Here is a 14,987-nt window from a genome sequence, read left to right on the forward strand (position 1 = left end):
GAAGTCAGCCATCAGCCATCAGCCATGAAAAAGGCCGTTTCAACGTGAGTTGAAACGGCCTTGGCGTCACTGGCAGCCAAGCGCCTGCTAATCGAGCAGCAACTTCAGATCGTGTACCCACGTATCCACGCCCTGCCCGTCGCGTGCGAACAGCCTGAGCCGACCTTGCGGGTCGAAGACATAACTCGCGGCCGTGTGGTCCATTGTGTAGTCGCCAGCAGTCTTGCCGGGAACCTGCGCGTAGTACACGCGAAAATCCTTCGTGATCTTGACCAGTTCGGCCGTATCAGCGGGACGCAGGCCGATAAACGTCGGGCTAAACGCCGACACATATTCGCCCAGCAACGGCGCCGTATCGCGGGCGGGATCTACGGTGACCATCAGCACCTGAACGCGCTTGCCGTCGACGCCGAGTTTTTGCAGCGCCTGCGAAAGTTCGGCGAGCGTGGTCGGGCAAACGTCCGGGCAATGCGTATAGCCGAAGAACAGCACGACCGCCTTGCCTTTGAAGTCACCGAGTGTGCGCGTTTTGCCGCTGGTGTCGGGCAACGAAAAATCGCTGCCGAACTGCGTATTTCCCGTAATGTCGAGGTTCGTGAACGCCGGTTTGCTGTCGCATCCTGCGAGCAGCGCGGCGGCCAAAGCGAATCCTAACCAGACGGCGATCCTTCTAACTGAAACCCTCATAAACCGATCACCGTCCGCACGTAATGATCCACGAGCAGCGCGCCGAATAGCAGCGACAAATACACGATGGAGAACCGGAAGGTCTTGCGCGCGAGGGCATCGGAATATTCACGATAAATCTTCCACGCATAACCGACGAACGTCCCGCTGAGCACAACGGCCGACGCCAGATAGAGCAGACCGCTCATGCCGGAGATAAACGGCATCATGGTCACGGCAAACAGGATCACCGTGTACAAGAGGATATGCAGGCGCGTGTATTTCTCGCCGTGCGTGTTTGGCAGCATCGGCAAGCCGGCGTTCTCGTAGTCCTTCCTCCGATACAACGCCAACGCCCAAAAATGCGGCGGCGTCCATACGAAGATGATCAGGACAAGAATCCACGCGTCCCCGGGTACATGGCCCGTGACGGCTGCCCAGCCAAGCGCCGGCGGCATGGCACCCGATGCTCCGCCGATCACGATGTTCTGCGGCGTCGCGGGTTTCAGCAAGCACGTATAAATCACCGCATAGCCGACGAACGTCGCGATTGTCAGCCACATGGTCAGCGCATTCGTAAACGTGTAGAGCGTCCACATGCCGGCGCCGCCGAGCACCGCTGAAAACAGCAGGATCTGCGCCGCCGTGATCTCGCCGCGTGCGGACGGACGCCACGCGGTGCGGCGCATCATTGCATCGATCTTTTGTTCCATCAGGCAGTTGATGGCGAACGCGGCCCCGGCGAGCAACCAGATGCCAACCGTTCCGCCGATCAGCACAGTCCACGGCACCATGCCCGGCGTGGCCAGGAACATGCCGATGACCGCGCAGAAAACCGCGAGTTGCGTCACGCGCGGTTTGGTCAACGCGATGTACTGCGAGAGACGGTTACCGGAAGGGGAAATCAGTGTCGTGCTGTCCATAGAAACTCACGGAGCTTGGCGCGGGAGTGATGCGGGAACGGGCTCGCGCGGGGCGGTGGCAGACGACCCCACGACGTGGCCGGGACGGCTGGAAGAGATTCGAAAGTTTACCATAACGAGCAACAGCAAAAGGATGGCCGCCCCGCCGTTATGCGCCACGGCGATGGGCAGCGGCCACTGCAGCAGGATGTTCGACAATCCCGTCAGGAACTGCACGACGATCACGATCATGATGCCGTTGGCGGGTTTTCTCAGCGACTCGAATCGCCGCAGTTTCGCCGCAAGCCACAACGTGTATAGCACGACGACGATCGCAAAGGTCCTGTGGGTCCAGTGAATCGCGACGAGCGCGTCCTGCGAGATGACATCGCCGTCGCCGGTCATGCCGAGCGCCCGCCACAGGTGGAAGCCGTGCTCGAAGTTCATCGGCGGAATCCAGGCCCCGTTGCACAGTGGAAAGTCCGTGCAGGCGAGCACCGCGTAATTCGTGCTGACCCAGCCGCCCAGCGCAATCTGAACCACCAGCAGCACCAGCCCGACGAGCGCCGCGGGCAACCAGCGGGCGGCGGCGGGATCGATCGCTGGAATCGGCGTCTGGCGCGCGGCCAGCCAGCCGAGCGAGCCGAGCAACGCCAGCCCGAGCAACAGATGCGTGGTCACAATGACCGGCTGCAGCTTCATGGTAACCGTCCAGGCGCCAAACGCACCCTGCACCACGATCAGCATCAGGATGCCGGTCGGCCACCAGGGCGACACGTGCAGGGGCCGACGCTTGGCACGCGCCGTCCATGCAATCAGGACCTGCGCGATGATCAACACGCCGATCGCCATGGCGAAATAGCGGTGGATCATTTCGATCCACGCCTTGCCGAGACTCACCGGCCCCGTCGGCATCGCCTGATGGGCGGCGGCAATGGCCGCATGCGCAATAAACGGCGACGACGTCCCGTAGCAACCCGGCCAATCGGGACAACCGAGACCCGAATCGGTCAAACGCGTAAAACCGCCGAACATCACGAGGTCAAGCGTCAGGAACGTAGTCAGCCAGACAAGCTTGCGGAATTTGTTGTCGTCGGCCTTCACCCACACGTACGAAAGTGGCAACAACGCAATGCAGATGCCGATCAATCCGAGTTGTAAAACGTAAGTCATGCGTGCACTGTCCTCAACTCGCCTTCAACCGATCCGCGACCACTTCAGCAGCTTTGCCAGATCCGCCTTGATCTTCTCCGGCGCCGGATTCTTCGGGAACCGCATCATGAGATTGCCGTTGGGATCGACCAGGAAGATGTGATCGGTGAGTTGCGAATCCGCGCCCGCCGGCAGCCAAGCCGCAACGGCTTTAGGGTCGGCGACCAGCATGCGCGTGTCCGGCTGCGGATAAGCGGCGCGGATCACGCTCGACACCGGTTTGTCATCGGTACGAAGCCAGACGTTGACCACCCGTTCGCGCTCAGCCGATTGCAGCACGCGCACCTGCCGCATGAAGAACAGGCGCGTGACGCATTGTTCGTTGCAATCGCTTCCGTTGACCGTGATCATCAGCCATTTGCCGCGCAAGGCGGTGAGCGGCATCGGTTTGCCTTGTTCGTCAGTGACGACGAGCTGGTCGGGAATCGGCCGTTGCGGCTCGATCAGCGCACCGTAGCTCGTGGTGCCACCGGTCGGCTTGACCACGTAGTACATAAAGTAGGACGCGAGGACCGGCGCGGCGCAGACGGCCGCGAGCAGGATCAGCATCCAGCGCCCCTTGTTCCATGAACCGGGCTTGCGTTCCTGCTGCTGGGCACGCGCCTTGTGAATGGCGGACGCGGACGGTCGGGGAGTTTGCATGGACAAAATGTTGCCTCTATTCGTTTGCGGCATCGCGTACTTCATTTCGCGCGATGCGTTCATTCAGGCGCGCAGCGCCTGCTTCGTGGCCGCCGGCCGGACCCGGTGTTTGTTTGCGCGCGTCGGCCTGTCACTTCCGGTAAAGCCCGCCCGACGCGAACACACGGTCGTCCTTTACCGGCCCAACCCGTCACCGCTCAAGCGTATTGGATCAAACCTTCCCATCGAGCGTTTCCGGAGCGGACTGCCCGGCGCCATCCTTCTTCCCTTCGTTCTTCGCCGCGCGCCGCGCCGCATACAGCCCGAACCCGAGCGCGGCGAGCGCCATGCCCCACCACTGCAGCATATAACCGTAGTTGGTATCCACGCCCATGGTCGGCGCCGGCCAATCGCGCACCAGCTTGTCACCGCTGTTGTTCAACTGCTGGATCACGAACGGCTGCAACGGCAAACCCGTTTCGGCGGCGTACGCGGCGACATCGAGATTCTGCCGAATCTTTTGCTGCGCCGCGGAACCACCATGTCCGAGTTCGAACGCCTGCGATGCATTCGCACGCGCAACGCCTTCAATCTCGACAACGCCTGACGGTGTGTCATACGGCTCAATGCCTGTGCGATCCGCCAGATTTCGCGGCAACCAGCCGCGATTCACCAGCACGACCCCGCCGCCGTCGAGCTTAAGCGGCATCACCACATAAAACCCCGGCTGGTCGTTATAGGGCCGGTTGTCGAGATAAACGACCTGATCGGGCATGAACGTGCCACGTGCCACCACGCGATGAAAATTGATGTCCTTCAGCGCAATCGGCGTCGCGCCCACGCGTTGCACGGGCGCGTTTTCAAACGCGACAATCTGCGCGTTCAATTGCTCTTTCTGATGCGCGCGGTCGCGTTGCCAGAAGCCAAGACGCACGGTAACCGCCATGACGATCAGGATGATCAACGATGGCCAGAAACGGATTTTCATACCGCGTTCCTACCGTTGAAAACCTGAACGCCCACGCGGCATGTTACCTGCGGTGCGATAATCGAAGGATCGAACTTCTTAGTCCAACTGGCTGTTTTCATGCACATATTCGTTGCCGTTGCATTCATTCTCATCATCGCGAGCCTGGGTTCGGCGCTGTACTTCATGATGACCGACAAGGGCAAGACCAAGCGCATGGTGTGGTCACTTGCCATGCGGGTCGGGCTGTCGATCTCGCTGTTCCTCTTCATCCTGTTCGCGCACTGGATGGGCTGGATTCAGTCCACCGGGATTCCGCTCGGACGCTGAGTCAAGGTTTAAGTTACGCTTGGGTTGGGCCTTCCGGCAGCGCGAAGGTTCGCCCGGGATCGCGGAATAGTAGCGGGCCGTCGCGCCCAACGCTGCGACAAAACCGCGCAGGAAATTCCTTCCTCAACATTGCTTCAAGCCGCATTCAAAAGCAAAACGCCGCCCGAGTCAGGTCGAGGCGGCGCTTTGCAAAGCATCTTTTTCAATCGACTTCGTTTATTTGAATCTACTTCGCTTCAATTCACTTCGCTTCAATCCACTTCGCTTCAATCCACTTCAAACCTTCCTGCCAGACCAGATGCGGCGGATCGATTCATCGCATCTGGCCAGCCTGAACGCTGCCTGAATGCTTACAGCCAGTACACCACCACGTACAGTCCGAGCCAAACCACGTCCACGAAGTGCCAGTACCACGCGGCACCTTCAAACGCGAAGTGATGCTCCGCCGTGAAGTGCCCGCGAATTACACGTACCAGAACGACGGTGAGCATCGTGCCGCCAAGAAACACGTGGAAACCGTGAAAACCCGTCAGCAGGAAGAACGTCGAACCGTACACGCCAGAAGCCAGCGTCAGGTTCAATTCGTTGTACGCGTGAAAATATTCGTAACCTTGGCAAAACAGGAAACACAGACCAAGCAGCACGGTCGCGGCCAGCCAGATGATCGTTTTATTCCGATGATTCTCGCGCAGCGCATGGTGAGCGACCGTCAGCGTGGCGCCTGAGCTCAGCAGCAGCGCCGTGTTGATTGTCGGCAGCGGCCACGGCGTCATGGAGCGGAAGTGCGATACCAGCGCGGCAGGACCGTTGTTCGGCCATACGGCGGTAAAGTCCGGCCAGATCAGCTTGTAATCGAGGCTGCCCAACTCATGAAGCGCGATCTCCCGGGCGTAGAACAACGCACCGAAGAATGCCGCGAAGAACATCACTTCGGAGAAGATGAACCAGCTCATGCTCCACCGGTACGACAAATCGACATTCTTGCCGTACATCCCGCCTTCGGATTCCCCGATAGAGTCGCCGAACCAGTGCCACAGTGTGTACAGCAGCCAAAGCAGGCCGACGACAAAGGTGATCGGCGCCCATGATTCACCATTGACCCACGACGCCAGCGAAGCCATCGAGATCAGCAGGCCGGTGGCGGCCATGATCGGATGTCTCGACGGCTGCGGGACGAAATAGTACGGGCTTTCGTTTTGACCGCTCATTATTGATTCTCCACTTCGATCCAGTTGCTTGAATTTTTTGCTGCCACTGCCGCCGCCGCCGCTTACTTCATCCGCAGCAACTTCACTGGCTTTATCCCACCACCGCGCGCACCACTAACAGCAACACCACGATAAACAGCACCGCCCCGATAACCCCGGCCGCGATCAGATGCAGCGGTTTCAACGAGGCATCGCTTTCGAGATCGCTGCGACGGCGCACGCCGAAGAACGACCAGAAAACCGCCTTCAGCAACCGGAGAAAACTGTTCTTCGGCACCTGCTTTTGTGTTTCAACCATCTCACGTCTCCGCCGCCTGGCGCGGCTTTTCTACTACCTCGCCGCGTGTGTTTGCCGCAAGCGCAGTGACTAAGTACCACTTCGCGACACCGACTCAGGCGCGGTCAATTCAAAAAACGTGTACGACAACGTGATCGTTTTCACATCTTTGGGCAGTTTCGGATCCACCACGAACACCACAGGCATGCGCCGCGTCTCGTTCGGTTTCAACGTCTGCTGCGTGAAGCAAAAGCACTCTATCTTCTTGAAGTACTCGGTGGCCTGCATGGGCGCGTAGCTCGGAATGGCTTGCGCCTGAACCGTGCGGGCTTGCTGGTTGGTCACCTGGTACATCACCGTCATCACTTCGCCCGGATGCACGTCCAGCGTGTTCTGTTCCGGCTTGAACTGCAACGGGCCGCGCGCATTTGCATCGAATTCGATGGAAATCTTGCGGCTCGTGTCGACCTGCGTATTCTTCGCTTCCCTTGCGCCGACGTCGCGCTGCACGAGATTATTGATGCCGGTAATCGAGCAGATCGCGCGATACATGGGCACCAGCGCAAAACCAAAACCGAACATGGCCGCCGCCACCACAATCAGCTTGACCATCATCGAGCGGTTGAACGCGCGATCTTCCTTGATCTCTTCAGGCGTCGACACGTTCCCTAGCCTCTCGATCGCACGTACTGATCGACGACTACCGCCGCGAAAAACACCGCGGCTACGGCAAGCAGGATCAGGCCAAGCCGCTTGTTGCCCGCGCGAACTTGCGCGGGCGTGCGTTGCTTCTGTGAATTCCGGGTCATCCGTTCAGGCTTTATTCCGCTAGTCATGCGCTTCGTTGTCGTTGTCCTGCGTGGCGCGCGTCCCGTATTGCCGCGTATTGCTTCAGTATCAACGCAACGGGACACGCTGCCGGTATTTCACTCGACGTGCGGTGGCTGCTCGAACGTGTGGAACGGAGCCGGGCTCGGCACGGTCCATTCCAGACCTTCGGCACCGTCCCACGGCTTGTCGCCGGCTTTCTCCAGATCGCCACCGCCGCGATACGCCGGCAACGCCACCGCGAACAGGAAGTACACCTGCGCCAGACCGAAACCAAACGCGCCAATCGTCGCGACCTGGTTGAAGTCCGTGAACTGCGCCGGGTAATCCGCATAACGACGCGGCATGCCGGCGAGGCCCAGGAAGTGCATCGGGAAGAAGGTGATGTTGAAGAAGATCATCGACGCCCAGAAATGGATCTTGCCGCGCGTCTCGTTGTACATCCAGCCCGTCCACTTCGGCGACCAGTAGTACCAGCCTGAGAAGAGCGCGAACAGCGACCCCGCCACCAGCACGTAGTGGAAGTGCGCCACCACGTAATAAGTGCCGTGCATCTGGATATCAAGCGGCGCCATGGAGAGGATCAGGCCCGTGAAACCGCCCATGGTGAACACGAACAGGAAGCCGATGGCAAACAGCATGGGAGATTCGAAGCTCAACGAACCGCGCCACATGGTTGCGACCCAGTTGAACACCTTAACGCCCGTCGGCACCGCGATCAGCATGGTCGCGTACATGAAGAAGAGCTGGCCCGTCACCGGCATGCCGGTGGCGAACATATGGTGCGCCCAGACCATGAACGAGAGAATCGCGATGGACGACGTGGCATACACCATCGAGCTATAGCCGAACAAAGGCTTGCGCGAGAATGCCGGGATCACCTGCGACACAATCCCGAACGCCGGCAAGATCATGATGTACACCTCGGGATGCCCGAAGAACCAGAAGATATGCTGGTACATCACAGGGTCGCCGCCGCCTGCTGCGTTGAAGAACGACGTGCCGAAGTGGCGATCGAACAGCACCATGGTGATCGCGCCTGCCAGCACCGGCATCACGGCAATCAACAGGTAGGCGGTGATCAGCCAGGTCCAGCAGAACATCGGCATCTTCATCAGCGTCATGCCGGGCGCGCGCATGTTCAGGATCGTCACGACGATATTGATACCGCCCATGATTGACGACGCACCCATCAAGTGGATCGCGAAAATGGCGAAGTCCATGCCCGGGCCCATCTGCGTGGAGAGCGGCGCGTACAGCGTCCAGCCGGCAGCGGTCGCGCCGCCGGGAACGAAGAACGACGTGATCAGCAGGATGGCCGCCACCGGCAGCAGCCAGAAGCTGAAGTTGTTCATCCGCGCGAAGGCCATGTCCGACGCACCAATCTGCAGCGGAATCTGCCAGTTCGCGAAACCGACGAACGCCGGCATGATCGCGCCGAACACCATGATCAGGCCGTGCATGGTGGTCAACTGGTTGAAGAACTCGGGACGCATGATCTGCAGGCCAGGCTCGAAGAGCTCGGCGCGGATCATCAGCGCCATCACGCCCCCTGACAGGAACATGATGAACGAGAACAACAGGTACAACGTCCCGATGTCCTTGTGGTTCGTCGCGAACAGCCAGCGACGCCAGCCATACGGCAGTTCGTGCGCGTGCTCGTCGTGGTCATGACCGTGATCATGAGCGTGGCCATGTTCGTGGCCCGCGGTTACATCGTGTCCGATGCTAGACATGACAATCTCCTAAAGCGAATACTGCGGCACTTGGGGCATACGCTACGCCAGCTTCCTTTCAGAAGGAAGCTGGCCGAATGGGTACGACCGTCAGGCAGCCGGACTGATCTCTACACGCCGTGCTTCTCTCGCGTCAGCACCGCCCGTGATCGTTTCCGGCTTCTTCAAAATAATGCGGTCTTCCGCCACGCCTGCAGCCTTCAGCGCGTCGCGAACGGCCTGCGCGCGCGTCTTCGCCAGTTCGGCGTTCTTCGCGGCGGAGCCGGTTGCGTCGGTGAAACCTGACAGCGTCAGCTTCGCGTCCGGATGCGCCTTCGCATAATCGGCTGCAGCCTGGATCGCACTGGCGGCATCGGCAGGCAAAGCATCCTTGCCCGTCTCGAAATACACGCTCGCCGGCAGCGAAGCCGCCGGAGCCGAGGCGTCCGACGCAGCCCCGGATGCCGGCGCTGCAGACGCCGCCGGAGCCGCGCTTGCTGCGTCCGAAGCACCCGCAGCGCCGCTCGCCGCTGCATCCGAACCGGCCGCAGCACCTGCGCCCGCCAGATGGTCGCCGCCTGCGGGCATCTTGCCGTTACGTGCGTCAGCGACTTGCATGGGTTGCAGGATGTCGCCCGTGTGGTTACCCCAGGTATTGCGCTCGTACGTGATCACCGACGCGATCTCGACGTCATTGAGCGTCGCGCCCCAATTCGGCATCGCGCCCTTGCCCTTAAGCACAATGCTCACGTGGCCCGCGATCGGGCCGTTGGCGATCTTGCTGCCATCTAGCGCCGGGAATTGACCTGCTCCCTTGCCGGTCGGCTGGTGGCAGACCGCGCAATTCGACGTATAGACCTGCGCGCCGCGCGCCTTCAGCTCGTCCATCGTGTAGGTCTTGTTCGGATCGTCCGCGCTGGCGGCCATTTTCTTCTTCTGGCCATCGACCCACGCCGTGTAGTCTTCAGCCGACAGCACGACGACCACGACCGGCATGTACGCGTGTTCCTTGCCGCACAGCTCGGTACAGAAGCCTCGGAACGTACCGGTCTTCTCGGCCTTGAACCACGTGTCGCGCACGAAGCCGGGGATCGCGTCCTGCTTCACACCGAATGCCGGGACGTACCACGAGTGGACGACGTCGTTGGCGGTCGTGATGATGCGGATTTTCTTGTCGACCGGAACCACGAGCGGGTTGTCGACTTCCTGCAGATACAGGTCGGTGATCGGCGCCTGGCCGTTCACTTCGCTACGCGGGGTGGAGAGCGTGGACAGGAAGTTGATGCCTTCGCCCTGCCCCTTCACGTAGTCGTAGCCCCACTTCCACTGATAACCGGTGACCTTCACGGTCAGGTCGGCGTTGGTGGTGTCTTTCATGGCGACGACGGCCTTCGTGGCCGGCAACGCCATCAGCACGACGATCACGAACGGAACGATCGTCCAGATGATTTCGACGGTGGTGCTTTCGTGGAAATTCGAAGCCTTGTGTCCTTTCGACTTCCGGTGCATCAGGACCGAATAGAACATCACGCCGAACACGCCGAGGAAAATCACCGTGCAGATGATCAGCATGAACGTATGGAGGCTGTAGAGCTCTTCGGCGATCTTCGTCACCGGCGTCTGGAAGTTGAGTTCATTCACTCCAGGACCGCCGGGACTGTCGTTGACCGCCAGGGCTGCGCCGGCGAACAGGAGTCCGCTTAACGCCAGCACGCCCGACAGGGCTCGCTTGATTGTTTTCATAGCTTCCTTACCCAAAATTTCCATTCAGACCCTCGACCCCCGTATGCACCCGTCCGACTCATGCATCGCCTCCCCTGGAAACGATCTACTCGGCGGCGCGTGTCGATGCGTGTGCCGCTTGCAACGTACTTCCTGCGTAATTCCTTGCGGCGTACTTTCCGCCCTGTCCGGCTCCGCGCTTTTTTGCGGAGTGCTGCGATTCGGACATTCTGAACGCGCCCAGCCGCCGCACTGTCAGACCATCAACCGCAGCGCCTCAGCCACATCCGCAACTCGACGGCGAACTGCTTGCGACGATGCTGCGCCAGATATATCCCGACCGGTACCGACTCCCCCCGCGACACCAGCTTCACGGGATCCCTCGGCGTTGCTCCCGGTTCCACTCTCACCCAACGCGGATTGAACTCCATCTGCGTGAGCGTTTCTGCATCCATCCGCTCGATCAGCAGCCGGTCGTGAAACAGCAGAATCCGCTCGTAGTCGACAGCATGCCGCGCATAAATGACGAACGCGATGCCGACCGCCAGCAACTCGATACCCGTAAAAGGCAGCACCAGCCAAGCGCCTGCCCACACCAGCAAACTCGCGATCAGCAACGAAAACAGTGCGAGCGACACGTAGAACGCCACGAATTGCCGCGGCGAGACAGAACAGTTCCGCTTGATCAACCAGTCCTTTACGACCGGTTCGGTGTCCATCGGCAGATCCGTTGCTTGCATCGCCGCCTCCCGCGTCAAATTCCCGCGTCAGATTCCCGCGTCAGATTTGTCTCACCCGCGCCGCGTATTGCTCAACTATTGCTCAACTGATGTTCGCTTCCTGTTCGCTTCCTGCACACCTATTGCCCACCGCCAATCGTTCGGAATGCACCCAAAACCATGCCAGCCCGGCGACAAACTGACGCATTATAGGCGCGTTGCCCAGCATCCACAAGCAAGGTGGTGCACGCCGCAAAGCCAAGCCGCACAAGCCTCTGCGCCCTTTTGCCGCATCCTTTTGGATGCTTGTCAACGCGAGTAATCGAGGGGTGGGAAAGGCCTTTTTGACTGGTTTACTTGCTCCGTTTTGAGCCTCGTCCTATGTCTTCAAGCCTCACGATACCGTGCCCTTCCGCCGTCATTCGCGGCACCGCCTTCCATGCGTGACCATAGATCACTTCGAAGGTCAGCGGGATCGTGCCATCTTCGCGGCGGCGCGCTTCAAGCGCCGCGTGAAGCGCGTCACGCAACGCGCGAGCATGGGTTTGCGGCGCAGCGTCACGCGGATATGCACCCCAGCGGCGCACGTCCTTCAGCAGCGATTCCGGCGACTTGTACGTGATTGTCAGCACCTCCTGATCCATCACCGGAATCTCGAAACCGCTCTCGACCAGCATGTCACCGAGATCGTGCATATCGACGAATTCGATGGTGTGGCGCTGCGGTGCCAGGCCCAGTGATTTTTCCGCCTGCGCGTACGCGCCGCTGAGCTCTTTCAATGTGTCGGGACCGAGCGTGCTGAACATCAGAAGGCCGTTCACCTTGAGCACACGTGCCCACTCGGGAAATACGAGGTCGGGCCGCGCGTTCCAGTGCAGCGCGAGATTCGACCAAAGCATCTCGAACGCGCCTGCAACAAATGGCAGGTGAGCGAAGTCGCCCTGCGCCAGTTGCGGGCCGCGCGCCCCGAATGCCTTGCCCAGCGTGGCAGGAAGAAACCGCCGCCAGCCGGCGTTGGCGTCGGACTCGGCCGTCTCGGCCTGGTTCGCCCGGGCCAGCATTGCCGCCGACAAATCCATGCCGAGCACCGACGCATCAGCGAAACGCTCGCGCAGGCCCGGCAGGTCGGCGCCCATGCCGCAGCCCGCGTCGAGCACGCGCACCGGCGTTACCTTGATGTAGTCGAGCCGCTCGCGCATGCGCTGCGCGATCTCGCGCGGCAGGAACGCGACGTCATCGAACGTCACGGCGCGACGGTCGAAAATTTGCTGCAGACGGCGCGAATCGTAGGCCGGACGGCCAGCGTTGGCGGAAGTTGGGGACATGACAACCTACTTTCTAAGAGTGCGAAGTATACTCGGTCGATTCCTGAAACGTTCAGCCAAACCAGGCAGTGCAACGGTTTCCGCCGGTTCCCATACGCGCTCGCCCGCTCACTCAGGGCAGATTTTTGCGCTGCCACGCATTCTTTGGATCGAACGTATGAATCTACGGTTTGATGTCGTATGGCGCGGTCCAGGCTCGCTGCGCGCGGCTTCTGCCACGGCGCTGCGGCGGCTTGGCCAGATGCGCGACATCGCGCTGCCCAGTCAGTGCGCATTGTGTGGCAATTTGTCGCAGAAGGTGTTGTGTGCCGGTTGCGATGAACAGTATTGGAACCAGACACGCACAAGGTGTCCGGTTTGTGCATTGCCCGTACCAGTTCTTGCTGCGGCATCGGCCGCATCCGCTGGCGCTAAAAGTAGTGCGCATTTGCCTTGCAGGCGGTGTATGGCGGAGCCCCCGCATTTCGACGCGACCATCGCGCTGGCCGACTATCATGCGCCGCTCGATACACTCGCACTCGATCTCAAGTTCCACGCGCGGCTGTCAACGGCCGACGAGTTTGCGCGCCAGTTGCACGCCGCATTCGAGGGCACAAACACCGAGGCACCGGATGTCGTCGCACCTGTGCCGCTGTCGCCACGGCGCCTGAGGACGCGCGGTTACAACCAGGCGTGGTCGATCGGGAAACCGCTTGCGCGCCGGCTCGGCTCGTTCGCGGACGCAACGCTGATCGAGCGCACCAGGGACACGGCACCGCAAGCAAAACTCGATCTCGATACGCGGCGCAAAAACGTCGGCAATGCGTTCACGGTGCTGCGCGAGATACGCGGCCAGCACGTGGGTATCGTCGATGACGTCATGACCTCCGGTGCCACCCTCGACGCGCTGGCCTTTACGCTGAAAGCCGCCGGCGCTCGGCGTGTCACCAACTTCGTCGCGCTGCGCACGCCGCAAGACTAATTTTCACGGGTTATCGCTTATGTTCAATGTCGTACTGGTCGAACCTGAAATTCCACCGAACACCGGCAACGTGATCCGGCTATGCGCCAATACCGGCGCCCGCCTGCATTTGATCGAACCGCTCGGTTTCCCTCTCGATGACGCCAAGATGCGCCGCGCCGGCCTCGACTACCACGAGTACGCGCAGATGCATGTACATCCGAACTGGGAGACCTTCCTCGAGACCGAGGCGCCCGAAGTGAGCCGCATGTTTGCGTTCACCACGCGCGGCTCAACGCCATTTTTCGGGCATACATTCAGGGCGGGTGACTGGTTCGTCTTCGGCGCGGAAACCCGGGGCTTGTCGGACGCGGTACTCACGCAATTCACGAACGACCGGCGCGTGCGGTTGCCTATGCGGCCGGGGAACAGGAGTTTGAATTTATCGAATACGGTGGCGGTCGTGACATTCGAGGCATGGCGTCAGACAGGGTTCGAAGGCGGCGAATAGTCTTCGCGCAGTCTCCGCGCGCCTGAGAACCGTCACTCCGCTTTTGCGTCGCGGCTTAACAACGCGTGAACGGCGTCGCGCGGCGCGACATTTTCGAATAACACGCGACATACCGCGTGTGTGATCGGCATGTCGATGCCGTGAGACTCGGCCAGCGCCAGCACGGCACGCGCGCATCGAACGCCCTCGGCTACATGACCGAGGGCCGCGAGAATGTCGGTGAGCGAACGGCCTGTCGCCAACTGCATGCCGACCGTGCGATTGCGTGACAAATCACCTGTAGCGGTAAGAATCAGGTCGCCGAGCCCGGTCAGGCCGGTGAAGGTTTCCGCGCGCCCGCCCAATGCTACGCCGAGCCGTGACATCTCGGCCAGTCCGCGCGTAATCAGCGCCGCCCGGGCGTTCAGGCCCAGGCCAAGGCCATCGGCAATGCCGGTTGCAATGGCCAGCACGTTCTTCACCGCGCCGCCCACTTCCACGCCAATTACGTCGTCGCCGGTATAAATGCGCATGGCGCCGTGATGAAGCGCGGCCACAGTCCGTTCACCAAGCGTTGCCGACGCGCTTGCGACCGTCAGCGCCACCGGCAAACCCTGCCCGACCTCACGCGCGAAGCTTGGTCCGGAAAGCGTGCCGTTGCTCGCGTGCTGCGGTAGTTCGGCCAACACCACCTCGTTCGGCAGGCATTGCGTATCGGCTTCGAAGCCTTTGCACAACCAGACGATATGCGCCGGAACAATACCCAGTTCACGCATATTGCGGCATAACGCGCGCAAGCCTGCGACCGGCGCTGCAACCACGCACAGCGCGTCTTCAGCTGCGCCGTGGGCCAGCGCTGCGGCGAGATCAGGCTCGTACTGAAGCGCTGCGGGCAGCGTTATGCCGCGCAGATAGCGCTCGTTTTCGTGCGTTTGAGACAGGGACTCGATGAGCGCGCGGTCGCGCGCCCAGAGCACCGTAGGGTGGCGAGCGGCCAGATGGCCAGCCAGTGCGGTGCCCCACGCACCGGCGCCGAGAACGGCTACTTGCATGCCCGGCTCCGGA

General features: G+C 60.9%; 17 protein-coding genes. 3 read left to right on the plus strand and 14 right to left on the minus strand.

Annotated features, from left to right (window positions below; genetic code table 11):
* Window positions 1-87: 87 nt before the first annotated feature.
* From BSU04_RS37485 to BSU04_RS37505, 5 genes are all read right to left on the minus strand, one after another.
* Window positions 88-687, minus strand: coding sequence for an SCO family protein (locus tag BSU04_RS37485; protein WP_089165279.1), 600 nt, complete (start codon window positions 685-687; stop codon window positions 88-90).
* Window positions 684-1,589 carry a heme o synthase gene (gene cyoE, locus BSU04_RS37490; protein ID WP_089165280.1) on the minus strand — a complete coding sequence of 302 codons (906 nt, stop codon included), beginning with the start codon at window positions 1,587-1,589 and terminating at the stop codon, window positions 684-686. Before cyoE ends, BSU04_RS37485 begins: the two co-directional genes overlap by 4 nt.
* A 6-nt stretch (window positions 1,590-1,595) precedes the next feature.
* A complete protein-coding gene (locus tag BSU04_RS37495) occupies window positions 1,596-2,741 on the minus strand; it encodes a COX15/CtaA family protein (RefSeq protein WP_089165281.1) in 1,146 nt (381 codons plus the stop codon).
* A 24-nt stretch (window positions 2,742-2,765) separates the two neighbouring features.
* Entirely contained in the window at window positions 2,766-3,422 is a 657-nt protein-coding gene (locus BSU04_RS37500; RefSeq protein ID WP_089165317.1) for an SCO family protein, read from the minus strand.
* A gap of 211 nt (window positions 3,423-3,633) precedes the next feature.
* Window positions 3,634-4,389 (minus strand): SURF1 family protein, encoded by a 756-nt coding sequence (locus BSU04_RS37505; RefSeq protein ID WP_089165282.1) that lies wholly within the window; start codon window positions 4,387-4,389, stop codon window positions 3,634-3,636.
* Between the two features lie 99 nt (window positions 4,390-4,488).
* Here BSU04_RS37505 and BSU04_RS37510 point away from each other — a divergent pair, with 99 nt between their 5' ends.
* The gene (locus BSU04_RS37510; RefSeq protein ID WP_089165283.1) at window positions 4,489-4,698 is read left to right on the plus strand and encodes a twin transmembrane helix small protein; all 210 of its coding nucleotides are present in this window, start codon (window positions 4,489-4,491) and stop codon (window positions 4,696-4,698) included.
* Window positions 4,699-5,048: 350 nt separating this feature from the next.
* On the opposite strand, the gene BSU04_RS37515 is transcribed toward BSU04_RS37510, so the two are convergent.
* From BSU04_RS37515 to BSU04_RS37550, 8 genes are all read right to left on the minus strand, one after another.
* A complete protein-coding gene (locus BSU04_RS37515) occupies window positions 5,049-5,906 on the minus strand; it encodes a cytochrome c oxidase subunit 3 (RefSeq protein WP_089165284.1) in 858 nt (285 codons plus the stop codon).
* Window positions 5,907-5,997: 91 nt separating this feature from the next.
* Window positions 5,998-6,204: a DUF2970 domain-containing protein gene (locus tag BSU04_RS37520; protein WP_089165285.1), complete on the minus strand. Its 207-nt coding sequence runs from the start codon at window positions 6,202-6,204 to the stop codon at window positions 5,998-6,000.
* Window positions 6,205-6,273: 69 nt separating this feature from the next.
* A complete protein-coding gene (locus tag BSU04_RS37525) occupies window positions 6,274-6,846 on the minus strand; it encodes a cytochrome c oxidase assembly protein (protein ID WP_089165286.1) in 573 nt (190 codons plus the stop codon).
* Window positions 6,847-6,851: 5 nt separating this feature from the next.
* On the minus strand, window positions 6,852-6,992 hold the full coding sequence (locus tag BSU04_RS46860) for a cytochrome oxidase small assembly protein (RefSeq protein WP_089165287.1): 141 nt from the start codon (window positions 6,990-6,992) through the stop codon (window positions 6,852-6,854).
* Between the two features lie 117 nt (window positions 6,993-7,109).
* Window positions 7,110-8,747, minus strand: a complete 1,638-nt coding sequence (ctaD, locus tag BSU04_RS37535) for a cytochrome c oxidase subunit I (protein ID WP_089165288.1) — start codon at window positions 8,745-8,747, stop codon at window positions 7,110-7,112.
* A 90-nt stretch (window positions 8,748-8,837) separates the two neighbouring features.
* Complete coding sequence (gene coxB, locus BSU04_RS37540; protein ID WP_089165289.1) at window positions 8,838-10,493, minus strand: cytochrome c oxidase subunit II; 1,656 nt, start codon at window positions 10,491-10,493, stop codon at window positions 8,838-8,840.
* A gap of 218 nt (window positions 10,494-10,711) precedes the next feature.
* The gene (locus tag BSU04_RS37545; protein ID WP_089165290.1) at window positions 10,712-11,188 is read right to left on the minus strand and encodes a DUF2244 domain-containing protein; all 477 of its coding nucleotides are present in this window, start codon (window positions 11,186-11,188) and stop codon (window positions 10,712-10,714) included.
* Window positions 11,189-11,520: 332 nt separating this feature from the next.
* Window positions 11,521-12,492, minus strand: a complete 972-nt coding sequence (locus tag BSU04_RS37550) for a methyltransferase domain-containing protein (RefSeq protein WP_089165291.1) — start codon at window positions 12,490-12,492, stop codon at window positions 11,521-11,523.
* Window positions 12,493-12,649: 157 nt separating this feature from the next.
* On the opposite strand from BSU04_RS37550, the gene BSU04_RS37555 reads away from it, so the two are divergent.
* Complete coding sequence (locus BSU04_RS37555; RefSeq protein ID WP_373452913.1) at window positions 12,650-13,453, plus strand: ComF family protein; 804 nt, start codon at window positions 12,650-12,652, stop codon at window positions 13,451-13,453.
* Window positions 13,454-13,472: 19 nt separating this feature from the next.
* Entirely contained in the window at window positions 13,473-13,943 is a 471-nt protein-coding gene (trmL, locus tag BSU04_RS37560; RefSeq protein WP_089165292.1) for a tRNA (uridine(34)/cytosine(34)/5-carboxymethylaminomethyluridine(34)-2'-O)-methyltransferase TrmL, read from the plus strand.
* A gap of 32 nt (window positions 13,944-13,975) precedes the next feature.
* Here the strand turns inward: trmL and BSU04_RS37565 are convergent, their stop codons facing one another.
* Window positions 13,976-14,974 carry an NAD(P)H-dependent glycerol-3-phosphate dehydrogenase gene (locus tag BSU04_RS37565; RefSeq protein WP_089165293.1) on the minus strand — a complete coding sequence of 333 codons (999 nt, stop codon included), beginning with the start codon at window positions 14,972-14,974 and terminating at the stop codon, window positions 13,976-13,978.
* Window positions 14,975-14,987: the final 13 nt, after the last annotated feature.

Origin of the sequence: Caballeronia sordidicola (assembly GCF_002220365.1) — a bacterium.
In the GTDB taxonomy this organism is placed as follows: domain Bacteria; phylum Pseudomonadota; class Gammaproteobacteria; order Burkholderiales; family Burkholderiaceae; genus Caballeronia; species Caballeronia sordidicola_C.